This window comes from Frigoribacterium sp. PhB24 (assembly GCF_003755185.1).
GTDB lineage: Bacteria > Actinomycetota > Actinomycetes > Actinomycetales > Microbacteriaceae > Frigoribacterium.
In genome coordinates this window covers 432,380-458,894 of record NZ_RKIC01000009.1, presented here as the reverse complement: position 1 = coordinate 458,894, position 26,515 = coordinate 432,380, and the positions used below count along the sequence as shown (strand labels likewise).

Sequence of the window (26,515 nt, the reverse complement as noted above, 5' to 3'; positions counted from 1 at the left end):
GACGGACGGACGACGGCGCCCCTCCTGCCAGGAGGGGCGCCGTCGTCAGGACACGTCGAGGCGGATGTCGCCAGGGTCAGCGCGGGCGACCCGACCGGACCTTGAAGGGGTCGACGCCCTTGGGGATGGGCAGGCCGTTCTGACCGAGGGACTGGAGGCGGTTGCTGACGGCGAGCACCTCGTTGCGGTTGATCGACGACTTGAGCTTGTTCATGCGGGCCGCGAGCTTGTGAAGGGGCACGGCGTCGGTGTCGGGACCGACGTTGAGGACGTGGACCGGGACGTTCGGCAGGATGCGGGTCACCTTCCGACGCTCTTCGTCGACGAGTCGACGGGTCTGACCTGCGCCGCCCTCGGCGATCAACACCACACCCGGCTTGCCGACCGCGCGGTACACCGCGGCCTGGCTGCGGCCCTGGACGGCGACGGGCATCTCGGCGGCGCGCCACGCACGCCGCAGTCCGCTCTTCATGACGGCGCCGACGGCACCGGGCTGTCCCTCGATCTGTGAGTACGCCGCGCGCTCGGCCTTGCGGCCCAGAACGATCAGCAGCAGCAGGAACCCGAGCATGACGCCGACGACGATGTACAGCACCAGGGCGAGCACGTTACCGCCCGTGAGCAGCAGCGCCGCCGCCACGCCGAGCAGGACGGGCACGAAGAACGCCAGCAGCATCATCGGCAGCGCCGTCTTGTCGATGCGGCGGGTCATCTGGAAGACCTGCCACATCTGCTTGAAACGGCCGGGTTCCTTCGGCGGTTTCGGGGACGTGTTCTCGGGGGACGTGCGACGAGCCATGTGCACCAGGATACGGGGTAAGCGGTCCGGACGAGTCCTCCCCAGGTACTCGAGTCCGTCGACGATCGACAGAGGTCGCCGACGCGACGACGTCGCCGACCACGGGACGGCACCATCGCCCCATGACGAGCGAGACGATCGGCCCCTACCGCGTGCTCTCCCGACGCCTCGACGGTGACGTGGAGCGCGTCCTCGCCGAGGCGCCCGGTGGCTCGCGCGTCGTGCTCAGGAGGCGCGGCTCGGGGTCGGCCCGACGACGCTCCGTCGCCGAGGCGGTCGCCTTCGCCCACGCGGACCACCCGCACGTCGCTGCCCTCGTCGACGTGCTCACGGGTGATTCGGGCGAGCTCGTGCTGGCCTTCGAGGACGTCGGCGGCGAGCCGCTCGCCTCGTGGCTCGCAGCCAGGGGACGTCCCGAGCCGGGCGAGGTCATCACCCTCGTCGTGCCGGTGGTGGGCGCGATCCAGCATCTGGCTCGCCGCGGGGTGGCGATCAGCGCCCTCGAGGTCGATGACGTCGAGATCGACGAACGCGGGGCGCCCGTCTTGGTCGGCCTGCCTTCGGCAGCGACGATGCCTGACGCCGAGTACGCGTCGGTGCCCGTGGCAGCGGCATTCGCCGGGGCGATGATCGGCCGGGCGATCGGGCCCGGCTCACCGGGCTCGAGGCCGCCCCTGGACTCGTCGAGCTTCGAGTCCCTGGTGGAGTCGCTCTTCGACCTCGGTGAGGCCGTCCCGCTGTCGAGTGTCGACGCGACCGGCGAGGACGTCGACGCCCTCCTCCGGGGCGCCCGCCGAGGAGCGGCGCAGGCGGGCCAGGCGGACGAGCCGGTCGTGACGGGCTGGCTCGCGCTCCTGCCCGAATGGGAGGTGCTCGATCGGGTGCTCGCGCGCGTGCCCGACCTGCGGCCGCGACGGGTGCTCGCCGGACTCGGAGCCGTCAGGGGGCGCTACCGACTGCTCGCGGCCGGGGCCGTCGTGGTCGTCGGCGCGACCGTCGCCCTCGGACCGACCTCGGGGATTCGCGATGATGGGCCGGCCGAGACGGGGATGCCGACAGCCATGTCGACGATGGGCGGGCTCTCGGCACAGGACAGGCCGGCAGACGATGCATCGGGCGCCGCGACGTCGCCACCTGGGAGGCCGGGCGGAACGGCCACGGCGGCGACAGCCGACGAGATCGAGGTGGCCGTCACCGGCGATGACGCCCGGACGGCAGCGGTGGTGCTCCTCGCGTCGAGGCTGGAATGTCTGCGGGATGCCACTCCGAGCTGTCTCGGCGCCGTCGACCAACCGGGTTCGCCGATCGCGCTCCGGGACGCCGCCGTGCTCGACGACCCCTCCCTCGCCGGATCGGCAGCGGTCGAGCTCGAGTTGGCGGGTGAGGCGTCCCGAACCGGCGGGACGGTCGTGCTCGAGGCGACGGGGCCCCACGGCGAACCGGCCTTGGTCCTCGTGATGAGGACCGAGGCCGGTTGGCGGCTTCGCGAGGTGTTCGTCGAGTCGTGAGCCCGTGCAGGACTCACCCGACGGTCGTCAGATGCCGAGCTTGGACGTGAAGTCCCCGCCCTCGAGACGATCCTTCACCGCGACCAGGAAGCGTGCGGCGTCGGCACCGTCGACGATGCGGTGGTCGTACGACAGGGCCAGGTAGACCATCGACCTGATCGCGATGGACTCCGAACCGTCGGCCTTGATGACCACCGGACGCTTGACGACGATGCCGGTGCCGAGGATGGCGACCTGCGGAAGGAAGACCACCGGCGTGTCGAACAGGGCGCCGCGCGAGCCCGTGTTCGTGACGGTGAACGTGCCACCGGCCAATTCGTCGGGCTTCAGCTTGTTGTCCCGCGTGCGCTGCGCGAGGTCGGCGATCTCGCCGGCGATGCCCGCGAGATCGAGGTCGGAGGCGTTCTTGATGACCGGGGTCAGCAGGCCACGCTCGGTGTCGACCGCCATGGCCACGTGCTCGTGGTCGGGGTAGACGATCGAATCGCCGTCGACCGTGGCGTTGAGCTTCGGGTGCGCCTTGAGTGCCTCGGCGGCTGCCAGGGTGAAGAAGGGGAGGAACGACAACTTGTTGCCGGTCTTCTCCAGGAAGGCACCCTTGTGGGCATCACGGAACGCAGCGACCTTGGTGACGTCGACCTCGACCACGCTGGTGAGCTGGGCCATGGCCTGCATCGACTGGACGGCACGTTCGGCGACGACCTTGCGAAGGCGCGACATCGGGACGGTGGTGCCGCGCAACGGCGACACCTCGATCGGTGCGGGACCGGACGAAGCCGGTGCCGTGGTCGATGCGGACGCGGCGGCCTCGGCCGCGGCGAGGACGTCCTCCTTGCGGATGCGGCCGCCGACTCCGCTGCCCGACAGGGTGGAGATGTCGACACCCTTCTCGTTCGCCAACTTGCGGACGAGAGGGGTGACGTACCCGACCGGGGCACCGCTGCTGGGTGCCGGCGCGGCGGGGGCGGACGACTCGGCCGACCCCGTCGCGGGCGAGGACGTGGGAGCCGACGGAGCAGGTTGCTCGCTGCTGGGCTGGGTGGCCTCGGGCTGCGTCGCGGCGGGCTGCTGACCGGCAGCGTCCTGCTCCGCGGCGGGCGCCGGGTCCACCGCGGGGGCGGGTTCGGGCGCGCTGGCCGACGAGTCCTCGCCGGGGGCGGGGGCGGCGGACGAGGCCACCTCGGGCTCGGCGGCCTCGGGCTCGGCGGGTGCCTCAGGAGCCTGCTCGGGCTCAGCCGCGGCTTCGGGCTCGGCGGCGGGTGCCTCGGAGGCACTGCCGTCCCCGATTCGGACCAGGGCGGTGCCGACCTCGACGGTCTCGTCCTCGGGGACGAGGATCTCCTCGATCACGCCGGCGACGGGGGAAGGGATCTCGGTGTCGACCTTGTCGGTCGAGACCTCGAGCAGCGGCTCGTCGACCTCGACGCGGTCACCGACGTTCTTCAACCAGCGGGTGACCGTACCCTCGGTGACACTCTCACCGAGTGCCGGGAGGTTGACGGATTCGCTCATCTGTGGGGCTCCTTTGACGACATTGTGTGTCTGTGGTTGCTGTGGTGGTGATGCGGGCCCCTGCTGGGCAGGAGCGATGGTGCTCGGGATCTACATCGCGTGGAGGGGCTTGCCGGCGAGGGCCAGCATGGCTTCTCCGAGTGCTTCGTTCTGGGTGGGGTGCGCGTGGATCAGGGGAGCGACGTCTTCGGGATAGGCCTCCCAGTTGACGGCGAGCTGTGCCTCGCCGATCAGCTCGCCGACGCGGGCGCCGATCATGTGCACGCCGACGACGGGACCGTCGACCACCCGGACGACCTTGACCGAGCCGCTCGTCCCGATGATGTGGCTCTTGCCGTTGCCGGCGAGGTTGTAGTCGTAGCTGGTGACCTTGTCGGCGCCGTACTGGTCCGCTGCCTTGACCTCGGTCAGGCCGACCGATGCGACCTCGGGGTCGGAGTAGGTGACCTTCGGGATGTTCACGTCGGAGATCACCTGGGGCTTCAGGCCCGCGATCTCCTCGGCGACGAAGATGCCGTGCTGGAAGCTGCGGTGCGCGAGCTGCAGGCCGGGGACGATGTCGCCCAGGGCGTAGACGCCGGGGACGTTCGTCGCGAGGCGCTCGTTCGTCAGCACGAAGCCGCGGTCCATCGTGACCCCGACTTCTTCGTAGCCGAGACCTGCGGTCGACGGGCCCCGGCCGACGGCGACGAGCATGAGATCGGCTTCGAAGGTCTTGCCGTCCTCGAGGGTGACGACGACGCCGTCGTCGTTCTGCTCGACACCCTGGAAGCGGACGCCGAGCGAGAACGCGATTCCTCGCTTGCGGAAAGCCCTCTCGAACTGCTTCGAGATCGACTCTTCTTCGTTGGGGACGAGGTGGGGGAGCGCTTCCACGATGGTCACGTCCACGCCGAAGCTCTTCCAGACGCTGGCGAACTCGACGCCGATGACTCCGCCGCCGAGGATGACGACCTTGTCGGGCACGTGATCGAGGGCGAGGGCGTGCTCGCTGGTGATGACCTTGCCGCCGATCTCGAGCCCAGGGAGGCTGCGTGAGTACGACCCCGTGGCGAGGACGACGTTCTTCGCCTTGAGCGTGGTGTCGCCGACTTGGACGGTCGAGGGCGAGGTGAGCTTCCCCTCGCCTTCGACGGTCGTGATGCCTCGGGCCTTCACGAGCCCTTGGAGACCCTTGTACTTGCTGGCGACGATGCCTTCGCGGTAAGAGGTCACGGCGGCGATGTCGATGCCATGGAAGTCGGTGTTGACGCCGTACTTCGCGGATTCGCGCGACACGTCGGCCACTTCGGCCGAGTGCAGCAGCGCCTTGGTGGGGATGCAGCCTCGGTGGAGGCACGTGCCCCCGACCTTGTCCTTCTCGACGAGTGCGACGCTCAGTCCCAGCTCGCTCGCTCGTAGCGCCGCGGCGTATCCGCCGCTCCCGCCACCGAGCACGACCAGGTCAAAATTCTGTTCCGACACCCAGCAACTCCCTCGTGCGTCCGCGGTGCCCCGACGCCGAGGCGGGGTCGTCGCGGTGGCGACGGCGCCCGACCCCGAACCGACCGCATCGTCCGGCGGCGTCGTGGTGACGCACGCCGGGGGATGCTCTCGGGGGACCGATCTCAGCGGGTTTCTCCCGCCCCCTCGACCCTACTACGCAGCGGAAAACTTGTCGGCCAGCTCGATCAGGGTGCGGACCGTGACGCCCGTCGAACCCTTGGCCGTGTAGCCGAAGCCGCCGCCCTTGTTGTTCGAGGGGCCGGCGATGTCGAGGTGTGCCCAGGGGATGGGGGTCGACGTGCCCTCGCGCGTCCCCACGAACTCGTTGAGGAACACCCCGGCGAGCAGCATGCCGGCGGCCGTGTTGCCTGGTGTGGCGTTCACCAGGTCGGCCACGTCGGAGTTGAGCCGGGCGCGGAGTTCGGCAGCCAGGGGCATGCGCCAGAACGTCTCACCCGTCGTGTCGGCCAGAGACACGATCTCGGTCGCGAGGTCGTCGTTGCCCATGACTCCGACGTAGCGCGTGCCGAGGGCGACGACCTGAGCGCCCGTGAGCGTCGCGACGTCGACGATGGCGTCGGGCTGTTCGTCGCTCGCCGCGACGAGACCGTCGGCCATGACCAGCCGGCCCTCGGCGTCTGTGTTGGTCACCTCGACGGTCGTGCCGCCCTTGATCGTGAGTACGTCGTCGGGACGGATGGCGGTGCCGCTCGGCATGTTCTCGGCGATGCACAGCCAGGCGGTCAGCCGGACCGGCAACCGCAGCTTCGCGACGGCCACCGTCACGGCGAGGACCGTGGCGGCTCCCGTCATGTCGTCCTTCATGCCGAGCATGCTCGCGGCGGGCTTGAGCGAGAGTCCGCCGGTGTCGTAGGTGATGCCCTTGCCGACCAGGGCCAGGTGCTTGGTGGCCCCGGCGGGGGCGTACTCGACCTTGACCAGTCGCGGAGCGCGGCTGGAGCCCTGGCCGACGCCGAGGATGCCCCCGTACCCGCCGTCGCGGAGGCCGTCCTCGTCGAGGACGGTCACCGAGAGGGCATCGTCCGAGGCGTGTGTCACGGCGAAGTCGGCGAGTGCCTGCGGGTACATCTGTTGCGGGGGAGTCGTGGCCAGGTCGCGGACGGTGTGCACCGCTTCGGCGACGACGGCCGCGCGTACGAGGACGGAGTCGGACGGGCCCGTCGACGTCGCGAGGGCGATGTCCCGAGCGTGACGACGGGTGTCGGACGCCGACGCGTGGCGGAACGAGTCGAACTCGTAGGACGCGATCGCGGCGCCTTCGAGGGCGGCCAGGGCCTGGTCGTCGTCCGCGACGGGCAGCGCCAGGACGACCCGGTCGACGGCCGTGAGCTGGCGGACGGCCGAGCCCGCCGCGTAACGGAGGCTCTCGGTCGTGATCGAGTCACCCAGGCCGACCAATGCCACGAGGGCGGCGGCGACGCCGTGGCCGGGGACCTTGACCAGCTCGTCACGGGCACCGGTCACGCCCAGGGCGGCGAAGGACTCGGCGAGTCCGTCGACCTCGAGGGTCGGCTCGGGGCCGTCGGCCCCCTTCACGACACCGACGACGAGCACGTCGGCCTCGGCGGCGGTCGGATCGGACGAGAGGACGGAGAGGGTGGCGACGGTCATCGGCCCATCGTATCGACCGTGCTGTTCGCTCTCGGCACGTGGTCACCGGCCCTCTCGTCGACGCCCGATGCCTAGCATGGACGATATGCACGACCCCGCAGCTCTCTACGACATCGCCCCCGACGCCGACGGCGTGCCCGAAGGCCTGCCGCTCGTCGCCGGTTTGACCGGGTTCGCCGACGCGGGTTCGGCGGTGAGTCAGCTGGCGGAGTACGTCCTCGACACGCTCGGCCACACCCTCGTGGCGTCCTTCGACGCCGACGAGCTCCTCGACTACCGGGCTCGTCGTCCCACCTTCACATTCGACCAGGACCACATCTCCGAGATCGAACCCTCGACCCTCTCCCTGTATCTCGTCCGAGACGACCTCGGTCAACAGTTCCTGCTCCTCGCGGGCTTCGAACCCGACTTCCAGTGGCAGCGTTTCACCGCGGCCGTCGTGCAACTCGTCGAGCGCTACCGCGTGTCGACCACGACCTGGGTGCATTCGATCCCCATGCCCGTGCCGCACACGCGCCCGATCGGGGTCACGGTCAGCGGCAACCGCTCAGACCTGGTCGAGGCGATGTCCGTGTGGAAGCCCGTCACGCAGGCCCCGGCGAACGCGCTGCACCTCGTCGAGCACCGTCTCGGCGAGACGGGGCACCCCACCACGGGGTTCGTCCTGTTGGTGCCGCACTACCTGGCCGACACGGAGTTCCCCGACGCCGCCGTCGCGGCCCTCTCGAGCATCAGCGCCGCGACCGGGCTGATCTTCCCGACCGACCGCCTTCGCGAAGAAGGTCGCGACTTCATGGTGAAGGTCGACGAGCAGGTCGCCGGCAACCACGAGCTCTCACGCCTCGTCGCCACGCTCGAAGAGCGCCACGACACCTACATGCAGGGCAATCCCCTTCCGTCCCCGCTGACCGATCAGGACGGCCAGGTGCCCTCGGCCGACGCCTTGGCCGCCGAGTTGGAGAAGTTCCTGGCCACGCGGCGGGTCGACGGCGAGGGTGACGTCCCCTCCTGACCGAGTCCGCGCCTCCCGGGCCCGTTCCGGTCCTGGACGGCGGGAGGTGCGGGCCGGTAGCCGGCCCTCGATCGGCTAGTGTCGCGTGGTGAACTCCGCACGCGCCTGGATCGTCTGGGGAGCCGCCGTCTTCGCGTACGTCGTCGCCGTCCTGCAGCGCTCGTCGCTCGGAGTCTCGGGTGTCGAGGCGCAGCACCTCTTCGGCGTCTCGGCGTCGACCCTGTCGACGCTCGCCGTCGTCCAGCTCGTCGTCTACGCCGGCCTACAGATCCCGGTCGGCGTGTTGCTCGACCGGGTGGGACCCAAGAGGCTGATCGTCGCCGGAGCCGTCCTGCTGGCCGCAGGTCAACTCGTCGTGGCTTTCTCTCCACCGACCATCGGCGTCGCCGTCGTGGGTCGCGTGCTCGTCGGCGCCGGCGACGCGATGACCTTCATCTCGGTGATCCGGCTGCTGCCGTCGTGGTTCCGTGGTCCGATCCTGCCGCAGGTGTCGCAGTGGACCGGCAACGTCGGACAACTCGGCCAGGTGCTGTCGGCCGTGCCGCTCTCCATCGTCCTCCACGGGGCGGGGTGGGGTCCCGCCTTCTTGAGCGCAGCCTCCCTGTCGGTCGTCGCCGCCGTCGTGGTGGTGTCGGTCGTGAAAGAATCACCGACCGGTCGCGTGCGATCCGGGGGAGGCGTCAGTTGGGCCGACGCGGGTCGACAGCTCGGACAGAGCGTGCGTCGTCCGGGGACGCGGTTGGGGTTCTGGTCGCACTTCGTGACCCAATCGTCGGGCACCGTGTTCAGTCTGCTGTGGGGCGTCCCCTTGCTCGTGGGCGGTCTCGGCTTCTCGACCGGCGAGGCCTCGGGCATGCTCTCGCTGCTGGTCCTGTCGGGAGTCGTCGCAGGGCCGGTGCTCGGGCTGCTGGTCGCTCGGTACCCGATGCGACGGTCCAACCTCGTGCTCGGCATCGTCACGGTGCTTGCCGTGGTCTGGACGATGTTGCTGGCGTGGCCCGGGACTCCGCCGCACTGGCTGGCCTACGTGCTCGTCGTCGTCCTCGGGGTGGGCGGACCGGGTTCGCTGATCGGCTTCGACTTCGCGCGGACCTTCAATCCGCTGCGCAGCCTCGGTGTGGCCAACGGCGTGGTCAACGTCGGTGGCTTCCTGGCGAGCTTCGTCATGATGTTCCTGATCGGTGTCGTCCTCGACCGGCTCGACGCGGTCCGCATCGCCTCGGGACAGCCGAGCGACCTCTTCGCGTTCGAGTCGTTCCGCATCGCGCTCCTCGTCCAGTACGTGGTGGTCGGCGGTGGTGTGGTGGCCTTGCTCGTCGAGCGCCGGCGGACACGCCGGGGTCTGCGCCTCGAAGAGGGAATAGAGGTGGCTCCCCTCTGGGTTGCCCTGAACAGGAGATGGCAGGCCGCACGCCGTCGCACCCGGCGGGGGCCGATCGCCTGAAGCGGCCCGCGTCGTCCGGCTCCCTGTGGACGTGCAATAATGGGATACGGACCCGTTCATGTCCATCGATCGAGTTCACGAGTCGGCACAGCCGTCGCGCAATCGATCGAGGACTTGACATGGGTCCTCGTACTGCCCGAATTCGGCCGACGCCCAGTGCCGGTCGACGTCCCCACCGGCGCACGTGAACGCGACGATCGCGTCAGGTCCGGAACGTACCGAGAACTGAAAGGTGTTCGCATGGCTACACGCAGCAAAGCGACCACGGCCCCTGACGAGGCCGTGACCGACGACACGGCCGTCGAGGCCGAGACCACGGCCCCCGCCGCCAAGAAGGCACCGGCCAAGAGAGCTCCCGCCAAGAAGGCGACGACCAAGGCTCCGGCCAAGACGGCAGCCGCCAAGAAGGCCGCCGCGGCCGAACCGGCTGACGACGAGGTCGACAGCGAGGCCGCCGTCGACCCGGCCGCCGCCGCCGACGACGCCGACGGCGAGGGCACGAAGGCCGCCCCCGAGGTCCTCCCGACGGGCGCGCTCGTCATCTCGCAGGACGACGACGACGAGATGCCCGTCTACTCGACGACCATCACGGGGGCGACGGCCGACCCGGTCAAGGACTACCTGAAGCAGATCGGCAAGGTCGCCCTGCTGAACGCGGCCGAAGAGGTCGAGCTCGCCATGCGCATCGAAGCGGGTCTCTTCGCCGACGACAAGCTCGCCAACAGCACCGGTCTGAGCCGTGAACTCGAGCGCGAGCTGCGCTGGGTGTCCCGCGACGGTCAACGGGCCAAGAGCCACCTGCTCGGTGCCAACCTCCGACTCGTCGTCAGCCTCGCCAAGCGTTACACCGGCCGTGGCATGCAGTTCCTCGACCTGATCCAAGAGGGCAACCTGGGGCTGATCAGGGCCGTCGAGAAATTCGACTACACCAAGGGCTTCAAATTCTCGACCTACGCCACGTGGTGGATCCGTCAGGCCATCACGCGTGCCATGGCCGACCAGGCCCGGACCATCCGCATCCCGGTGCACATGGTCGAGGTCATCAACAAGCTCGCCCGCGTCCAGCGCCAGATGCTGCAGGACCTCGGTCGCGAGCCCACGCCCGAAGAGCTCTCGCGTGAACTCGACATGACGCCCGAGAAGGTCGTCGAGGTCCAGAAGTACGGTCGCGAGCCCATCTCGCTGCACACGCCCCTGGGTGAAGACGGTGACAGCGAGTTCGGTGACCTCATCGAGGACACCGAGGCGGTCGTGCCGGCCGACGCCGTCGGCTTCACGATGCTGCAGAAGCAGCTCGAGTCGCTGCTCGACAGCCTCTCCGAGCGCGAGGCCGGCGTCATCCGCATGCGCTTCGGGCTCGGTGACGGCATGCCGAAGACCCTCGACCAGATCGGCGACACGTTCGGCGTGACGCGCGAGCGCATCCGCCAGATCGAGTCCAAGACGATGGCCAAGCTCCGCCACCCGTCGCGATCGCAGTCGCTCCGCGACTACCTCGAGTAAGCCCGTGCGCTACCTGGTCCCCGTGCTGGCCGGCCGCCTCGTCCGGGCGGTCGCCCGGCTCCGGGGTGGTGGGTCCGCGTACCCGGGGCAGACAGTCCTGAAGCTCGCTCCCGATTTCCTCACGCACGTCTCGTCCCAGTTCGAGCGCGGTGTCGTGTTCGTGCTGGGGTCGAACGGCAAGTCGACGACCACGATGATGCTCACCGAGACGCTTCGCGCCCACGGACTCAAGGTGTTCACGAACCCGACGGGCGCCAATCTGCCCCAGGGCATCGCGTCGGCCTTCCTCCGCGAGGTGACTCCATTCGGCCGCGTCCGCGACGACATCGGGGTGATCGAGGTCGACGAGGCGTTCGCCGTCGAGTTGACGAAGTCCCTGCACCCCTCGACCGTCCTCATGCTGAACGTGCAGGTCGACCAGCTGTACCGGTTCTTCGAGACCGAGCGGGTCGGCACGATGATGACCGACACGGCTGCCGAGGCCACTGTCGCGGTCGTGACGAACCGCGACGACCAGCACCTCGGCCCGTACCAAGCCGTCGGCCGCCAGACCGTGAGCCGCTTCGGCGCCTCGCCCGAGGTCGTCTCGGCGTCACCCAACGGTCTTCAGAACGCTCACGACTTCAGCCGTGAGGCCGACGCCTCGTTGACCGCCGAGACCGAGGTGACCGCCCTCACGGGCACGGGTGCCACCATCACGGTCTCGGGCACGCCGATCGACGTCCGGCTTCCGGCGCGCGGTCTGCACTACGCGGTCGACGCCGCGGCAGCGCTCCAGACAGCCTCTGTGGTCCTGGGGCACCCGGTCGATCCTGCGGCCGTGCGTCGAGCTTTCGAGAGCATGAAGCCGGCCTACGGTCGCGGAGAGCGCATGTCCCTGGGTGCCGACGAAGCCGAGTTCATCATGTTCAAGAACGCGGCGAGCCTCCAGCTGAACCTCGATGCGCTCCCGCAGGGCGTCGAGCAGGTCATGTTGGCCATCGACGAGGGCACGCCCGACATCTCGTGGATCTACGACATCGACTTCTCGCACCTGGACCACGTCGACGTCCTGGCGGGCGCGAAGGCCTGGCAGTTGGCCTTGCGACTCGAGCACGAGGGCATCCCCGTTCACGTGATCGAAGAGGACATCTCGAAAGCGATTCGCCTCATGCGGGCGCTCCCGTCCCCGAGCGACAACACGAAGCATTTCGTGACGAACTACGAGCAGATGATGCTGGCCCGCCGCATCCTCGGCCACCCCGACCTGGAGAAGACCGCGTGAGCGACGACGTCCTCCGAATCGTTCATCTCTACCCGGAAGAGCTCGGCGTGAGCGGCGATCGGGGCAACGTGACGTCGCTGGCCGTCCGTGCGCACCGGGCCGGGGTCGAGAGCACCGTCCTCGAATACCGCGTAGGTGATGAGACGCCGACCGTCGCGGACGTGGTCGTGGTGGGGCACGGTCCCCTGTCCGGCGTCCGGGCCGTCGCCGCAGACGCTCGTCGCCTCGCGCCGGCTCTCGAGTCGTTCGCCGCCTCGGGTGTCCCGGTCGTGGCGGTGGGAGGCGGCCTCGAGCTCCTGAGCCGCGGTGTCGAGGACGTCGACGGCGAGTCCGTCGAGGGAGTCGGTTTCTTCGACGCCCTCGTCCGCCGCGGAGCTCCTCGCCGGACGAACTACCTGCAGGTGACGACCGATTACCAGGGTGACGAGATCACCCTGTTCGGCTTCGAGGACCATGCCGCACACCTCGAACTCGGCGCGGGTGCCGAACCGTTCGGGGCCGTGGTCTACGGAGGCGGTAACGGCGACGGCCGAGAGGGAGTACGGCGCGGGGTCTCGTTCGGCACACAACTCAAGGGTCCGGTCCTGCCGCTCAATCCCGCTCTGACCGACCGGGTGCTCCGGGTCGCGCTGAGCCGGCGGATGATCTCGTACTCGCCGGGCGAAGGGCATGTGAAGCTCGACGAGTACGCGGCCGCCTCACAGAAGGTGATAGCCGACAACCTCGAGCGTTCGTTCAAGGCCATGTGACGACTTCGAAGCCGGTCACACGACGAAGGCCCCGCATCGATCGGATGCGGGGCCTTCGTCGTGTCGTCGCCCTGGGCTGTGGTCCGGGGCGACCCGGTGCCTCAGTGGGCGAGGAGCTTGGAGCTCTCGTCGAGCCATTCGATGGCGGTTGGCTGCAGCTTCTCCTTGAACTTCGCGCCGTGGTGGGCGCAGAAGAGGAGTTCGCCGGTGGCCATGGTCGCGCGGATGTACGCCTGGGCTCCGCAGCTGTCGCAGCGGTCCGCGGCGCTCAACTGATAGCGGGAGCCGAGCTCGTCGACGGCGGTCTGGTCGGTGGCCATCTGAGTCATGTGATGCTCCTCCTGACGGTGGTGCGGTGGGTGAACACTCATCAAAACACGCCGAGGTCGGCATTGCGTGACATCGGTCCCTGATTTCGCTCATCGCGTAGCGAAGATCGGACCTTCGAGTGTCGAAGCCGCCGTGTCGGCGGCCCTCGATAGTCTGTAACCCGGCGACCGCCTCCCCGCATTCCCGTCGTCGTATGACGACTGCGGGCTTTCCTGGAGAACCATGCCCCCCACCTCGTCCGCACCGGCTTCCGACTACTCGGCCCGACACCTCTCGGTGCTCGAGGGCCTCGAGGCCGTTCGCAAACGTCCCGGCATGTACATCGGATCGACCGACTCCCGTGGTCTCATGCACTGCCTCTGGGAGATCATCGACAATTCGGTGGACGAGGCCCTCGGCGGGCACGGCGACACGATCGACGTCGTGCTGCATGCCGACGACAGCGTCGAGGTGCGAGACAGCGGGCGCGGTGTTCCCGTCGACATCGAACCCAAGACGGGACTCAGCGGCGTCGAGGTGGTCTTCACGAAGCTCCACGCGGGTGGCAAGTTCGGTGGCGGCTCCTACACGTCGTCGGGCGGCCTCCACGGCGTCGGTGCCTCCGTCGTCAACGCGTTGTCCGAGCGACTCGATGTCGAGGTCGACCGGGGCGGCAAGACCTACGCCATGTCGTTCCGTCGCGGGGAGCCCGGCACCTTCGACGACGACGGCGAGCCCACCCCCGATTCGCCCTTCACCCCGTTCGTCTCCGGCAGTGTGCTCCGCGAGGTGGGAAAGACCAAACGGGGTGTCACCGGCACCCGAGTGCGGTACTGGGCCGATCGGCAGATCTTCACCAGGGGGGCCTCGTTCCAGAACGACGAGCTGTCGGCCAGGGCTCGGCAGACGGCGTTCCTCATCCCGGGGCTCACGTTGACGCTGCGAGACGAGCGCTCCGGCTCCTTGACCGACGGCGGCTTCCCGCTCGAGAGCACCTTCCGGTTCGACGGGGGCATCAGCGAGTACGTCGAGTTCCTCGCCCCCGACACCGCGGTCACCGACACGTGGCGCCTCACCGGGTCAGGCAGCTACACCGAGACGGTGCCGGTCCTCACCGACGGCGGCGCCATGATCGCCACCGAACTCGAGCGCGAGTGCGAGGTCGACATCGCTCTGCGCTGGGGCGGGGGGTACGAGACCGTGTTCCGCAGCTATGTGAACATCATCGCCACTCCCAAGGGTGGCTCCCACCAGGCGGGCTTCGAGACCGGCCTGCTGAAGTTCGTGCGCCAGCAGGTCGAGGCCAACGCCCGCCGACTCAAGGTCGGCAACGACAAGATCGAGAAGGACGATGTCCTCGCCGGTCTCACCGCCGTGCTGACCGTCCGCCTGCCCGAGCCGCAGTTCGAGGGGCAGACGAAAGAGATCCTGGGCACGCCCGCCGTGCGCGCGATCGTGGCCAACGTCGTGGCCACCGAGTTCGCCAAGCTGTTCTCCTCGTCCCGACGAGAGGACAAGGCCCAGACCGCCCTCGTGCTCGACAAGGTCGTGGCCGAGATGAAGACCCGCATCGCCGCGAGGGCGCACAAAGAGACGCAGCGTCGAAAGAACGCCCTCGAGAACTCGACCCTTCCCGCCAAGCTCGTCGACTGCCGGTCGAACGACGTGGCGAACAGCGAACTGTTCATCGTCGAGGGCGACTCCGCGCTCGGGACGGCCAAGGTCGCCCGCAACAGCGAGTTCCAGGCGCTCCTGCCGATCCGCGGCAAGATCCTCAACGTCCAGAAGGCCTCGGTCAGTGACATGCTGTCGAATCTCGAGTGCGCCTCCATCATCCAGGTGTTGGGGGCCGGGTCGGGTCGGTCCTTCGATCTCGAGGCCGCCCGTTACGGCAAGGTCATCATCATGAGCGACGCCGACGTGGACGGTGCCCACATCCGGACGCTCCTGCTCACCCTGTTCTTCCGGTACATGCGACCGATGATCGAGGCGGGTCGCGTCTTCGCCGCGGTTCCACCGCTGCACCGCGTGGTCGTGATGCACCCCGGGAGCAAGCCCAACGAGACCATCTACACGTATTCCGAGAAAGAGTTGCACGGTGTCCTGGCGGGACTCAAGCGCACCAACAAGAAGTTCCAGGACCCCATCCAGCGCTACAAGGGTCTTGGCGAGATGGACGCGGAGCAACTCCGCACCACGACGATGGAACGTCAGAACCGCATGTTGAGGCGGGTCAAGGTCGACGACGCCGAGAACGCGACCCGCGTGTTCGAACTGCTGATGGGCAACGACGTCGCTCCACGGAAGGAATTCATCATCGAGGGTGCCGGCCTCAGCCGGGACCGTATCGACGTCTGAGCACGCACCGCTTCGAGCTCGACGACGGCGCCCCACCCTGGTCCCAGGGTGGGGCGCCGTCGTCGATGGCCGAGACGATCACACGATGGGGTCCGCACCGGCCTCGAGACCTGTCGCGGAGTCCGTGATGTGCGCCACGGACGCCCCGATGGACCCGATGAGGGCGTCGAGGGGCGCGCCCGAGCCGTCACGACGAGCGAGGTCGATCGGCAAGGTGCGAACGGATCCGTCGGGACCGACCGCCTGGGCCGGAACCGGCCCGACCCAGGCCAGCGACAAGCCGTCCTCGCCTTTCAACAAAGAGTGCGACCGCACCCCGCCGGTCGCGCGGCCCTTGCCCGGGTACTCGTCGAACGCGCTCAGCTTCGCGCGTCCGGGGTCGGTACCCGCGATGGTGGAGCTGCTCGACGACACGGTGGCCACGACGGCCTCGCGGCCCGCGGGCACGGCTCCGAAGAAGAGGACGGCGGCGTCGCCGGGAAGGTTGATGCCGGCGACCCCGCCGCCGACGGGCCCCTGCGGACGGACCGACGAGGCCGGGAACCTGAGGAGCTGCGCGCCCGAGCTGACGAAGACCAACTCGTCGTCGTCGGCCCCTTGGGCGACACCGACCACCTCATCGCCCTTCTTGAGCGTGATCACCGGGAAATCGGGTCGTGCGGGGTACTGTCCCGTCGCGACCCGCTTGACGACCCCGCGGGCCGTGCCGAGGGCGATGGTGCGATCGGCGGTCAGGGAGACGAGTCCCAACACGCGCTCTTTCTTGTCGACCAGGCCCAGGTAGTCCCGGATGGGTACGCCGGCACCCAGCTGTACGGAGGTGGGGGGCACCGAGGGGAGGTCGACCGGGGTGAGTCGCACGAGGCGACCGTGGTTCGTCACGGCACCGATCTCGGTGCGCGTGGTCGTGTCGATCGACGAGAGGACGGCGTCGTGCTTCGTGCGCCGGGCCGGGGGAGTGGGAACAGCCGAGTCGGGGTCGAGGTGATCCACCCGCAGGACGCGGCCCGTCGTGGAGAGGAACACTCGGGTCGGGGTGTCGGCGATCTCGAGGGTGGGAACGGACTTGTTGCCGCGGCCCGTCGTCGCGACGCTCGCTTTGGCCTCGGTCAGCAGCGTCCGCCGCGGTGTGCCGAACTGTTCGGCGATGTCACCCAGCTCGCTCGAGACGAGGGCACGGAGGCGGACGGGGTCGGCCAGCAGATCCTTCAGGTCGGCGATGGCCGCGAGTAGCTCGTCCCGTTCGGCCTCGAGCTCGATACGACTGAACTTGGTCAGCCGCCGCAATTGCAGGTCGAGGATGTACTCGGCTTGGATCTCACTGAGGTCGAACACCTCGCGCAGGCGGGCGCGGGCGGCGGCCGTGTCGTCGCTCGTCCGGATGACCTGGATGACCTCGTCGATGTCGACGATGGCGACGAGCAGGCCCTCGACGAGGTGGAGGCGGTCCTCTCTCTTCGCGAGTCGGTAGCGGCTGCGACGCGTGACGACGGAGAGTCGGTGCGCGACGTAGACCTCGAGCATCTCCTTCAGCCCGAGCGTCCGTGGTTGGCCCTCGACCAGGGCGACGTTGTTGATGCTGAAGCCATCCTCGAGTGGCGTGTACCGGTACAGCTGTTCGAGCACCGCCTCAGGGCTGAACCCGGTCTTGATGCCGATGACGAGACGGAGGCCGTGCTTGTGGTCCGTCAGGTCGGTGACGTCCGTGATGCCGGTCAGCTTCTTCGCCTGCACTCCGTCCTTGATCTTCTCGATCACCTTCTCGGGCCCCACGAGGTAGGGCAGCTCGGTGACCACGAGGCCGTTCTTCCGTGCCGTGATGCTCTCCACGCTGACACGGGCCCGGGTCTTGAAGCTGCCTCGACCCGTGGCGTAGGCGTCGCGCACGCCGGCGAGTCCGGCGATCGTGCCGCCGGTGGGCAGGTCGGGTCCGGGCACGAACGCCATGAGGTCGTCGAGGCTCGCGTCGGGATGGTCGATCAGGTGGCGGGCGGCGCCGACGACCTCGACGAGGTTGTGCGGCGCCATGTTCGTCGCCATGCCCACCGCGATGCCGCTCGCGCCGTTCACCAGCAGGTTCGGGAAGGCCGCGGGGAGGACCTCGGGCTGCATCAACTGGTTGTCGTAGTTGGGGACGAAGTCGACGACGTCCTCGCCGAGTCCCTGGGTCATCGCCAGCGACGCCTCGGCGAGGCGAGCCTCGGTGTAGCGGGGCGCGGCCGGCCCGTCGTCGAGCGAGCCGAAGTTGCCGTGCCCGTCGATGAGCGGCACGCGCATGGTGAACGGTTGGGCCTGACGCACCATGGCGTCGTAGATCGCGGTGTCGCCGTGGGGGTGCAACTTGCCCATGACCTCGCCGACGACCCGCGCGCTCTTCACGTGGCCCCGGTCGGGCCGCAGGCCCATCTCGGACATCTGGTAGAGGATGCGGCGCTGGACCGGCTTGAGGCCGTCGCGAGCGTCGGGCAGGGCCCGCGAGTAGATGACCGAGTAGGCGTATTCGAGGAAGGACCCCTGCATCTCGAGGGAGACGTCGATGTCTTCGATGCGTTCGCCGTGGTCGGGGCTGCTCGTGTTCTCGGTGGTGGTCATGCACTTCTCACGGATCGGGACGGACGGGGCACGCGATCGTCGCTGTGCCAGACTGGGGCCGGTGTCCTCCATCGTACCGGCGCGCCCCCGAGGGGCCGTGAGCCTGGCCGACGTGGTGCCCTCCTGTCTCGCGTCCCTGCGGGGCGAGGCGAACGCGCTCCACCTGCCGCCCGCCCGTGCTGCCGTCGTGGTCCTGGTGGACGGCCTCGGCCAAGCGGCCCTCGGTGCCCGTCGCGGTCACGCCCGGACGTTGTCGGGGGTCAAGGGCAGCCTGTGGTCCGGGTGGCCGACGACCACCGCGGCGGCGCTCACCACGTTGACGACCGGCGCGCTCCCGGGCGAGCACGGTCTCGTCGGGTACTCCGCCTACGATGCCGAGAACGATCGGGTCGTCAAGCAGCTCTCGGGCTGGGACGAGCACATGCGGCCCGACGAATGGCAGCGTCGTCCCACGTTGTTCGAGACGGCGCCCGACGTGTGGTCCCACGCCGTGGGCCCCAAGCGCTACCGGTCGTCCGGTCTCACGGAGGCCATCCTGCGCGGTGCCGTCTACGACGTGGCCGAGAGCGTGGGGGACCGGTTCGCGACCGCGGCGAGACTCGTCGACTCGACCGGCGCCTCCTTGGTCTATCTGTACGTCCCCGAACTCGACATGATCGCCCACCGGGCCGGGTGGGAGTCCGACGAATGGATCGACGCCCTCGAGGGCGTCGACGCCGAGGTGCGCAAGCTCGAGTCCGCCGTCGCACCGGACGTCGGGGTGATCGTCACGGCCGACCACGGGATCATCGACGTGGCCGAGCGTCGAAGGATCGTGTTCGGGGGTATCGCGGCCCTGGTCGACGGGGTGAGGCACGTGGCAGGAGAACCGCGGTGCCTGCAGCTGCACGTCGAGCCCGATGCGGACGAGACCAGACGGAGCGCGCTGCTCGACGCCTGGCGGTCGACCGAAGGCGACCGGGCGTGGGTGCTGACGCGAGCCGAGGCGATCGACGCCGGATGGTTCGGGGCCGTCGACCCCGTGGTGCTTCCCCGCATCGGCGACGTGATCGTCGCAGCTCGACGGGGAGTCGCCTACTACGACGGACGAGACCGCGGTGGTGAACCCGGCACGATGACGGGCCACCACGGATCGTGGTCCGACGACGAGACGATGGTGCCCCTCCGGACGTTCGGCGCCTACCGCCGGTGACCGTCGCCTGCCGGGGCGGCAGTCGAGGTCGTGGTCCGAACCGCGGATCAGGCGGGATCGTCGTCCGAACGCGCGCCGAACACGATCTCGTCCCAACTGGGCATCGACGTGCGGCCGCGGGCCTTCTTGGTCGTCTGGGCCGCGCTGGGCATCTCGCGTCGGCCGGCCCGTCCGCGGCTGCCGCGGATGCCCGTGGGCTGAACCGGAACGGCGTCCGTGGCCGAGCCGCCACGGGTCGACCGGTCGGGTAGGACCGGAGTGGATTCGGTGGCCCCTTCGGGTAGGTCGAAGTCGTCCAGCGGCACGTCGATCACACGGATCGTTCCGGTGACCGGATGGTCGGGCCGCCCGTCGTCGTCCGAGAAACGGGCCGCCTCGCGTTCTCCACGACGGCGCCGCAGCGCCTCGAGGAGGTCCGCGGTCTGGTCGTGCCCGTCGGCGTCGTCGGGTGCGCGGTTCGCGGCGGCGAAGGAGGCGGTGCCCCGGGCACCGGGACGCAACCGGTCGGTCGCGGTCTCGGCGGGGAGCTCGACCTCCTCGACCTCATCCACCAGGAAGGCGCCGCTGTCGAACCTACCCGAGGTGTCCTCCTGACGTGGCTCGCGGACCACGGCCCGGAGGCGCGGGACGAGCGGACCGACTTCCTCACCGTGCTGGGAGAGTCGGTGGGCGTCCCCGCCCAGGGGAGCCAGGACGGACTTCTTCGGGTCGAACCGCCACGTCGCGTTGCGTTCGACCTCGTGCGTGACGAAGGCCAGGTGGACCACCCAGCCGTGCTCGGCGTCCTTGTAGGCGGTCCATTCGCGCTGCGAGGTCTCGGCGCCATCGAGTCGTTCGTCGATGATGGCGCCGAAGGTCGTCGCCTGGACCCCTGGAGCCGCGTCGTCGGCCACCGACACGGTGACGGCGCGGGCGCTCTCGAGGACGAAGGCGCGTTCGGCGAGCACCGGACCCTCGAACCGGTGCACGTAGTCGAGATCGGCACCGGTCAGCTCGGCCACCTGCTTCGAGGTCTTGCCCGCCCGGACGAGGGCCTGGATCTCACGAGGCGGTGCCTTGCGTTCGACCGGCGCGTCACCGGGGCTGGCCGCCCGGAGCTGTGAGTGGAGAGTGTGCGTGACGGGAAGGCGGTACTCGCCACCGGCGTCGGTGGAGACGAGCAGAGCTCCGCTCTGGACGCCGATGACCCTGAGATCCTGCATTTTCCACGCCTTTCACCGTCGTGATCCGGTGCCAAGAGTCGCACGTCGACCCCCGTTATCTCGGGAATACGACGGGCGTGCCGTCAGTTCTTCCGAGGCGGCTGAAAGGCCGTGGGAACGGGTTTGCTATTCGACAACGAGTGATGCAAACTGCACCCGCCGAATCGGGCACACGAACGACCGAAGAACTGGATGGGCATGGCCACCGACTACGACGCACCTCGCAAGAACGACGACGACGGCTCGGAGTCGATCGAGGGGCTCAAAGAGAGGGTCCCCGACAAGATGACCGGCGTCGTCGACGACGACGCCGACAACCCGGGCTCGTTCGAGCTCGCCGGGCAGGACCTCTCGGACCTCGACCTCGACGTCGTCGTCCTCCCCCCGCAGGTCGACGAGTTCACCTGTGTGGAGTGCTTCTTGGTGAAGCACCGGTCGCAGCTCGATCACGAGACCAAGCTGGGTGCTATCTGCCGGGAGTGCGCAGCCTGAGCGCGTCGAGCCGCCGGACGACCTCGTCGGGACGACGGGTCGACACCAACCAATAGGGCGCGGGGTCGTCGAGGTCCGTCAACGAGATCTTGACCACCGGCCGCACCCAGCCTCTGAAGAGGGTCCAAGCTCGCGCGTCGAGTCTGGGCCCTCTTTCTCGTGTCGCCTCGGCACCGGTGAACCCCTCGGCTCCACCTATCTCGTGAGGGTACAGACGCGCCCTGCCGGCGGTGAAGCCCTCGTCGTCGATCGTCAGCACGGGCGACGTCAGGACGAGCAGGACGACGGCCGCCGCGTAGAACACGACGGCCATGATCACGCCCACCGTCGAGTTGATCGGCAGGAAGACCAGAAGCGTCGCGGGGACGAGCAACGCGCAGGCCACGAATACGGAGAGCGGCGGGAGCAGGCGCTCACGGTAGGGGTTCATGACGTCCATTCGACCAGACTTCTGCACTACCCTCGACACGTGACCCAGACCCTCGACGTCCTCATCGCCGCCGAGACGGCCTCGGTGCCCGTCTACTCCCACCCGGGCGACGCCGGCGCCGACCTGCTCTCGACCGACGACCTGGTGTTGCGGCCGGGGCACCGTGCCCTCGTGGGCACGGGTGTCGCCATCGCCCTGCCCGACGGTTTCGCCGCCTTCGTCATGCCGCGAAGCGGCCTGGCCGCGAAACACGGCATCACCGTCGTGAACGCGCCGGGAACCGTCGACGCGGGCTACCGCGGCGAGATCAAGGTCTCGCTGCTGAACACCGACCTCGAGACCGAGCACCACGTCGCCGTCGGCGACAAGATCGCCCAACTCGTCATCATGCCGGTCGTCCGCGCGACCTTCGTCCCCGTGACGACGCTCCCCGAGAGCGTCCGTGGGGTCGGCGGGCACGGGTCCACCGGATACGCACACAACCCAGGAGGCACCGCGTGAGGAAGTCCAAACGCCGCGAGCAAGAACTGGCCGAGGTCGAGATCGACGTCGAATCGGCCGACGTCGCAGATGTCGAGATCGACATCGAGTCCCTCGACGACGCCGAGGTCGAGGTGTTCGACGACTCGAAGTCGGCACCCGAGGATCGCGCCGACGTCGGCCCCCTGGACGAGACCGAGGCCAACCCCGTCCGGCCCTACGTCGATCTCGGCGGTGTCAAGATCCTGCCGCGCGAGGGGCTCCACCTCCGTCTCGAGGTCGAGGAGGGGAGCAAGCGCGTCGTCGCCGTCGGTCTCGACTTCGCCAAGTCGACGCTGCAGGTGCAACCGTTCGCGGCGCCGCGCACGACAGGTCTCTGGAACGAGATCCGGGGCCAGATCAGTGAGCAGATCGAGAAGCAGGGCGGCACGACGGCCGAGGTCGAGGGGCCGTTCGGGCCGGAGGTCCGCGCCGAGATCCCCGTCATGGGCGGCGACCCCGGAACGACCAGGCGTGCGCGTTTCATCGGCGTCGACGGCCCCCGGTGGTTCCTCCGCGGTGTCATCGCGGGGGACGCCGCGCTCGAGGGCGAGGCCGCCGAGAAGATCGAAGACCTGTTCCGTAGCATCGTCGTGGTGCGTGGGACGACCCCCATGCCTCCGCGCGAGCTCATCCCGCTCGCCATGCCGAAGACCGGCCCGACCGACGCCCCGGGCACCACGCCCTCGGTCGTCTGAATCGACGTGTCCGCGCCCGACCAGCCGCCCGACCAGCGGCCCGATCCGGCTGATCCGTCCCCGCTCGACGATCCCCGGGTGTCACTGGCGGCCCAGTTGCAAGCGGCCGCCCGGCGCGCAGGCATCGGCCAGGTCGCGCCCGGCGAGGTGCCCACGGCGGCAGCGCTCCTGACCGCGATCGGCGGAGTGCGCGGTCTCGTGGAGTCGATCGTCCCGGGGCTCGGCTTCGTCGTCGTCTACACCATCACCCGCGACGTCGTCCCGTCGGTCCTCATCCCATTGGTGCTGGCCGTCGCCTTCGTGGTGGCCCGGGCCGTCCAGCGCGGCCCGGTCGCCCAGGCTCTCGCGGGCGTCTTCGGCATCGCGTTGTCCGCGGGCATCGCCTTGCTCTCCGGCCGAGCCGAGAACAACTTCGTGCCCGGCCTGCTGATCAACGCGGCGTCTCTGTCGGCCATGGTCGTGAGCATCGCCGTGCGCTGGCCCCTGATCGGTATCGTCGTCGGCCTCCTGACCAACGACGGCACGGGGTGGCGGGCCGATCGGGCGAAGCGGCGGGTGCTCGTCCTGGCCACGTGGTTGTGGGCCGGCCTCTTCGCCGCCCGTCTCGTCGTCCAGGTGCCCCTCTGGATGGCGGGAGACGTCGCGCTCCTCGGCACGCTCAAGCTCGTGATGGGTCTGCCCCTCTATGCCGGTCTGCTGTGGATCACGTGGCTGCTCGTCCGGACGGTCTACCGGGGACGCGACGAGGCGGACGACGCGCGGGTCCCTTCGGCCTGACCCGCGCCTCCTGGTGCTATGTTTTATCTCGACATCGAGATAAATCGCTGGGATCGGCCCCGGGGACACCCCGCGGACTTAGGCTGACCTCGCTGGTGGGCGTCGCGCGCACCGGCCAAGATGAGGGCGTAGTCAGCAAGGGAGACGGCACGTGTCTGCAATCAACAGTTTCGGCTCGAAGAACACCCTCACGGTCGGGTCCACCGACTACGAGGTCTACCGCATCGACGCGGTCGACGGTTCTTCGAAGCTTCCGTTCAGCCTCAAGGTCCTGCTCGAGAACCTCCTCCGAACCGAGGACGGTGCGAACGTCACGGGTGACCAAATCCGGGCACTCGGCTCGTGGCAGCCCACCGCCGAGCCCGACACCGAGATCCAGTTCACGCCGGCGCGCGTGGTCATGCAGGACTTCACGGGGGTGCCCTGCATCGTCGATCTCGCCACCATGCGCGAGGCCGTCGCCGAACTGGGTGGCGACCCCACCAAGATCAACCCGCTGGCGCCTGCCGAGCTCGTCATCGACCACTCGGTCATCGCGGATCTCTTCGGCACCGCCAACGCCCTCGAACGCAACGTCGAGATCGAGTACGAGCGCAACGGCGAGCGGTACCAGTTCCTCCGCTGGGGCCAGACGGCCTTCGACGACTTCAAGGTCGTCCCGCCGGGCACGGGCATCGTCCACCAGGTCAACATCGAGTACCTCGCGCGTGTGACCTACAGCCGTGAGGTCGGTGGAGTGCTCCAGGCCTATCCCGACACCCTCGTCGGCACCGACTCGCACACGACGATGGTCAACGGCCTGGGCGTGCTCGGCTGGGGCGTGGGGGGCATCGAGGCCGAGGCCGCCATGCTCGGCCAGCCCGTGTCGATGTTGATCCCGAAGGTCGTGGGGTTCAAGCTCTCGGGGTCCATCCCGACGGGGGTCACGGCCACCGACGTCGTGCTCACCATCACGCAGCAGCTGCGTCGCCATGGCGTCGTGGGCAAGTTCGTCGAGTTCTACGGCGAAGGCGTCGCCGAGGTTCCCCTGGCCAACCGCGCCACCATCGGCAACATGAGTCCCGAGTTCGGTTCGACGGCGGCGATCTTCCCGATCGACGACGTCACGCTCGACTACCTGCGCCTCACCGGACGCTCGGACGAGCAGATCGCTCTCGTCGAGCAATACAGCAAGCTGCAAGGACTGTGGCACGACCCCTCGGTCGAGCCCGTCTTCAGCGAGTACCTCGAACTCGACCTCGCGACGGTGGTGCCCTCGATCGCGGGTCCCAAACGTCCGCAAGATCGCATCGAGCTCACCGAGGCCAAGTCGCAGTTCGAGGTCGACCTCGAGAACTACGCCAGCACGGACCACTCCCACGTCGACGCGGCCGTCGAGGGTACGTTTCCTGCCTCCGACCCGATCGGCTTCACCGCCGAGGACGACGACGACGCCCAGCCACACTCGATCTCGCACACGTCGCACGCCCCGGCCAAGGTGTCCAAGCCCACGGCCGTCGAGCTCGGTGACGGCTCGACGTTCACGCTGGACCACGGAGCCGTCGCCATCGCGGCCATCACGTCGTGCACGAACACGTCCAACCCCTCGGTCATGCTGGCTGCGGGTCTCCTGGCTCGCAACGCCAGCAAGAAGGGCCTGAAGGCCAAACCGTGGGTCAAGACCACCCTCGCGCCCGGATCGAAGGTCGTCACCGACTACTACGAGAAGGCCGGTTTGACCACCTACCTCGAGGACCTCGGCTTCTACACCGTCGGCTATGGCTGCACGACGTGCATCGGCAACTCCGGGCCGCTGCTCGACGAGATCTCGGCGGCCGTACAGGACAACGACCTCGCCGTCACGGCCGTGCTGTCGGGCAACCGTAACTTCGAGGGCCGGATCAACCCCGACGTCAAGATGAACTACCTGGCCAGCCCACCCCTGGTCATCGCGTACGCCCTCGCCGGTTCGATGAACTTCGACTTCGAGAACGACGCACTCGGTACGTCTGACGACGGCACCGACATCTACCTCCGGGACATCTGGCCCGACGCGGCCGAGGTGCAGCAGACGATCGACTCGTCCATCGACACCGGCATGTTCACCCACGAGTACGCGGGTGTGTTCGACGGAGACGAGCGCTGGCGTTCGCTGCCCACACCCACCGGTGCCACTTTCGAGTGGGACGCAGAGTCGACGTACGTCCGCAAACCCCCGTATTTCGAGGGCATGACGATCGAGACGACCCCGGTCGCCGACATTCGGGGCGCTCGTGTGCTCGCCAAGCTGGGCGACTCCGTCACGACCGACCACATCAGCCCTGCCGGGTCGATCAAGGTCGACAGCCCGGCCGGCCACTACCTCGACGAGCACGGCGTCGACCGCAAGGACTTCAACTCGTACGGGTCCCGCCGAGGCAACCACGAGGTCATGATCCGCGGCACGTTCGCGAACATCCGGCTCAAGAACCAGCTGTTGGACGGCGTCGAGGGTGGTTACACGCGAGACTTCACGCAGGCCGAGGGGCCCGAGTCGTTCATCTACGACGCCAGCGCTCGGTACCAAGAGCAAGGAACGCCGCTCGTGATCCTCGGCGGCAAGGAGTACGGCTCCGGTTCGTCCCGGGACTGGGCCGCGAAGGGCACGAGCCTGCTCGGGGTCAAGGCGGTCATCACCGAGAGCTTCGAGCGCATCCACCGGTCGAACCTGATCGGGATGGGCGTGGTTCCGCTGCAGTTCCCGGCGGGTGAGAGCTGGGAATCGCTCGGACTCGACGGCACCGAGCAGATCGACATCGCCGGGATCGAGCAGCTGAACGAGGGCACGACACCCAAGACGGTCCACGTGACCGCCCGCCCGACCGCTCACTCGCCCGAGGGCAAGCAGCCGGTCGAATTCGATGCCGTCGTTCGCATCGACACGCCCGGCGAGGCGGACTACTACCGCAACGGCGGCATCCTGCAGTACGTCCTGCGCAGCCTGGTCTGATCGACCGACCCCGCACCGACCGGACCCCCGGACGACGACCCGCGTCGTCCGGGGGTCGCACGGCGTTCTC

Annotated in this window: 21 protein-coding genes; 13 read left to right on the top strand and 8 right to left on the bottom strand. The window is 68.9% G+C overall.

From position 1 onward, the window contains the following. Window positions 1-76: 76 nt before the first annotated feature. The gene (locus EDF50_RS02705; protein WP_123517910.1) at window positions 77-799 is read right to left on the bottom strand and encodes a DUF4191 domain-containing protein; all 723 of its coding nucleotides are present in this window, start codon (window positions 797-799) and stop codon (window positions 77-79) included. Window positions 800-921: 122 nt separating this feature from the next. On the opposite strand from EDF50_RS02705, the gene EDF50_RS02700 reads away from it, so the two are divergent. Then, on the top strand, window positions 922-2,307 hold the full coding sequence (locus EDF50_RS02700) for a hypothetical protein (protein WP_123517908.1): 1,386 nt from the start codon (window positions 922-924) through the stop codon (window positions 2,305-2,307). Window positions 2,308-2,334: 27 nt separating this feature from the next. On the opposite strand, the gene sucB is transcribed toward EDF50_RS02700, so the two are convergent. The 3 genes from sucB to EDF50_RS02685 all read right to left on the bottom strand — a co-directional run bounded on the left by sucB (window position 2,335) and on the right by EDF50_RS02685 (window position 6,936). After that, entirely contained in the window at window positions 2,335-3,819 is a 1,485-nt protein-coding gene (gene sucB, locus EDF50_RS02695) for a 2-oxoglutarate dehydrogenase, E2 component, dihydrolipoamide succinyltransferase (protein ID WP_123517907.1), read from the bottom strand. 90 nt (window positions 3,820-3,909) lie between these two features. Next, window positions 3,910-5,283: a dihydrolipoyl dehydrogenase gene (gene lpdA, locus EDF50_RS02690; protein WP_123517905.1), complete on the bottom strand. Its 1,374-nt coding sequence runs from the start codon at window positions 5,281-5,283 to the stop codon at window positions 3,910-3,912. Between the two features lie 174 nt (window positions 5,284-5,457). Continuing rightward, window positions 5,458-6,936: a leucyl aminopeptidase gene (locus tag EDF50_RS02685; protein WP_123517903.1), complete on the bottom strand. Its 1,479-nt coding sequence runs from the start codon at window positions 6,934-6,936 to the stop codon at window positions 5,458-5,460. A gap of 85 nt (window positions 6,937-7,021) precedes the next feature. On the opposite strand from EDF50_RS02685, the gene EDF50_RS02680 reads away from it, so the two are divergent. From EDF50_RS02680 to EDF50_RS02660, 5 genes are all read left to right on the top strand, one after another. Continuing rightward, the gene (locus EDF50_RS02680) at window positions 7,022-7,948 is read left to right on the top strand and encodes a proteasome assembly chaperone family protein (protein ID WP_123517901.1); all 927 of its coding nucleotides are present in this window, start codon (window positions 7,022-7,024) and stop codon (window positions 7,946-7,948) included. Between the two features lie 88 nt (window positions 7,949-8,036). Next, window positions 8,037-9,392 carry a nitrate/nitrite transporter gene (locus EDF50_RS02675; protein WP_123518407.1) on the top strand — a complete coding sequence of 452 codons (1,356 nt, stop codon included), beginning with the start codon at window positions 8,037-8,039 and terminating at the stop codon, window positions 9,390-9,392. A 240-nt stretch (window positions 9,393-9,632) separates the two neighbouring features. Beyond that, a complete protein-coding gene (locus EDF50_RS02670; RefSeq protein ID WP_123518406.1) occupies window positions 9,633-10,895 on the top strand; it encodes an RNA polymerase sigma factor in 1,263 nt (420 codons plus the stop codon). A 4-nt stretch (window positions 10,896-10,899) separates the two neighbouring features. Beyond that, window positions 10,900-12,159, top strand: a complete 1,260-nt coding sequence (locus EDF50_RS02665) for a MurT ligase domain-containing protein (protein ID WP_123517900.1) — start codon at window positions 10,900-10,902, stop codon at window positions 12,157-12,159. Next, window positions 12,156-12,908 carry a cobyric acid synthase gene (locus EDF50_RS02660; protein WP_123517898.1) on the top strand — a complete coding sequence of 251 codons (753 nt, stop codon included), beginning with the start codon at window positions 12,156-12,158 and terminating at the stop codon, window positions 12,906-12,908. Before EDF50_RS02665 ends, EDF50_RS02660 begins: the two co-directional genes overlap by 4 nt. A gap of 101 nt (window positions 12,909-13,009) precedes the next feature. Here EDF50_RS02660 and EDF50_RS02655 read toward each other — a convergent pair whose 3' ends face one another. Further along, a complete protein-coding gene (locus tag EDF50_RS02655) occupies window positions 13,010-13,237 on the bottom strand; it encodes a hypothetical protein (RefSeq protein WP_043592677.1) in 228 nt (75 codons plus the stop codon). A gap of 223 nt (window positions 13,238-13,460) precedes the next feature. On the opposite strand from EDF50_RS02655, the gene EDF50_RS02650 reads away from it, so the two are divergent. Beyond that, on the top strand, window positions 13,461-15,575 hold the full coding sequence (locus EDF50_RS02650; protein WP_123517897.1) for a type IIA DNA topoisomerase subunit B: 2,115 nt from the start codon (window positions 13,461-13,463) through the stop codon (window positions 15,573-15,575). A gap of 78 nt (window positions 15,576-15,653) precedes the next feature. On the opposite strand, the gene EDF50_RS02645 is transcribed toward EDF50_RS02650, so the two are convergent. After that, window positions 15,654-18,167, bottom strand: coding sequence for a DNA topoisomerase (ATP-hydrolyzing) subunit A (locus tag EDF50_RS02645; protein ID WP_123517895.1), 2,514 nt, complete (start codon window positions 18,165-18,167; stop codon window positions 15,654-15,656). Between the two features lie 61 nt (window positions 18,168-18,228). Here EDF50_RS02645 and EDF50_RS02640 point away from each other — a divergent pair, with 61 nt between their 5' ends. Next, a complete protein-coding gene (locus tag EDF50_RS02640) occupies window positions 18,229-19,359 on the top strand; it encodes an alkaline phosphatase family protein (protein ID WP_123517893.1) in 1,131 nt (376 codons plus the stop codon). A gap of 47 nt (window positions 19,360-19,406) precedes the next feature. On the opposite strand, the gene sepH is transcribed toward EDF50_RS02640, so the two are convergent. Continuing rightward, on the bottom strand, window positions 19,407-20,561 hold the full coding sequence (gene sepH / locus EDF50_RS02635; protein ID WP_123517891.1) for a septation protein SepH: 1,155 nt from the start codon (window positions 20,559-20,561) through the stop codon (window positions 19,407-19,409). Between the two features lie 198 nt (window positions 20,562-20,759). Here sepH and EDF50_RS02630 point away from each other — a divergent pair, with 198 nt between their 5' ends. Further along, on the top strand, window positions 20,760-21,053 hold the full coding sequence (locus tag EDF50_RS02630) for a DUF4193 domain-containing protein (protein WP_043592858.1): 294 nt from the start codon (window positions 20,760-20,762) through the stop codon (window positions 21,051-21,053). Here EDF50_RS02630 and EDF50_RS02625 read toward each other — a convergent pair. After that, window positions 21,028-21,483 carry a DUF3093 domain-containing protein gene (locus EDF50_RS02625; protein ID WP_123518405.1) on the bottom strand — a complete coding sequence of 152 codons (456 nt, stop codon included), beginning with the start codon at window positions 21,481-21,483 and terminating at the stop codon, window positions 21,028-21,030. The genes EDF50_RS02630 and EDF50_RS02625 overlap by 26 nt on opposite strands. Window positions 21,484-21,522: 39 nt before the next feature. Here EDF50_RS02625 and dut point away from each other — a divergent pair, with 39 nt between their 5' ends. The 4 genes from dut to acnA all read left to right on the top strand — a co-directional run bounded on the left by dut (window position 21,523) and on the right by acnA (window position 26,445). Further along, window positions 21,523-21,984, top strand: coding sequence for a dUTP diphosphatase (gene dut / locus EDF50_RS02620; protein ID WP_123517889.1), 462 nt, complete (start codon window positions 21,523-21,525; stop codon window positions 21,982-21,984). A 77-nt stretch (window positions 21,985-22,061) separates the two neighbouring features. Continuing rightward, on the top strand, window positions 22,062-22,700 hold the full coding sequence (locus EDF50_RS02615; protein ID WP_199738608.1) for a DUF3710 domain-containing protein: 639 nt from the start codon (window positions 22,062-22,064) through the stop codon (window positions 22,698-22,700). Window positions 22,701-22,778: 78 nt separating this feature from the next. Next, window positions 22,779-23,477, top strand: a complete 699-nt coding sequence (locus EDF50_RS02610) for a DUF3159 domain-containing protein (protein ID WP_158612609.1) — start codon at window positions 22,779-22,781, stop codon at window positions 23,475-23,477. Between the two features lie 151 nt (window positions 23,478-23,628). Continuing rightward, complete coding sequence (gene acnA, locus EDF50_RS02605) at window positions 23,629-26,445, top strand: aconitate hydratase AcnA (protein WP_123517886.1); 2,817 nt, start codon at window positions 23,629-23,631, stop codon at window positions 26,443-26,445. Window positions 26,446-26,515 lie beyond the last annotated feature (70 nt).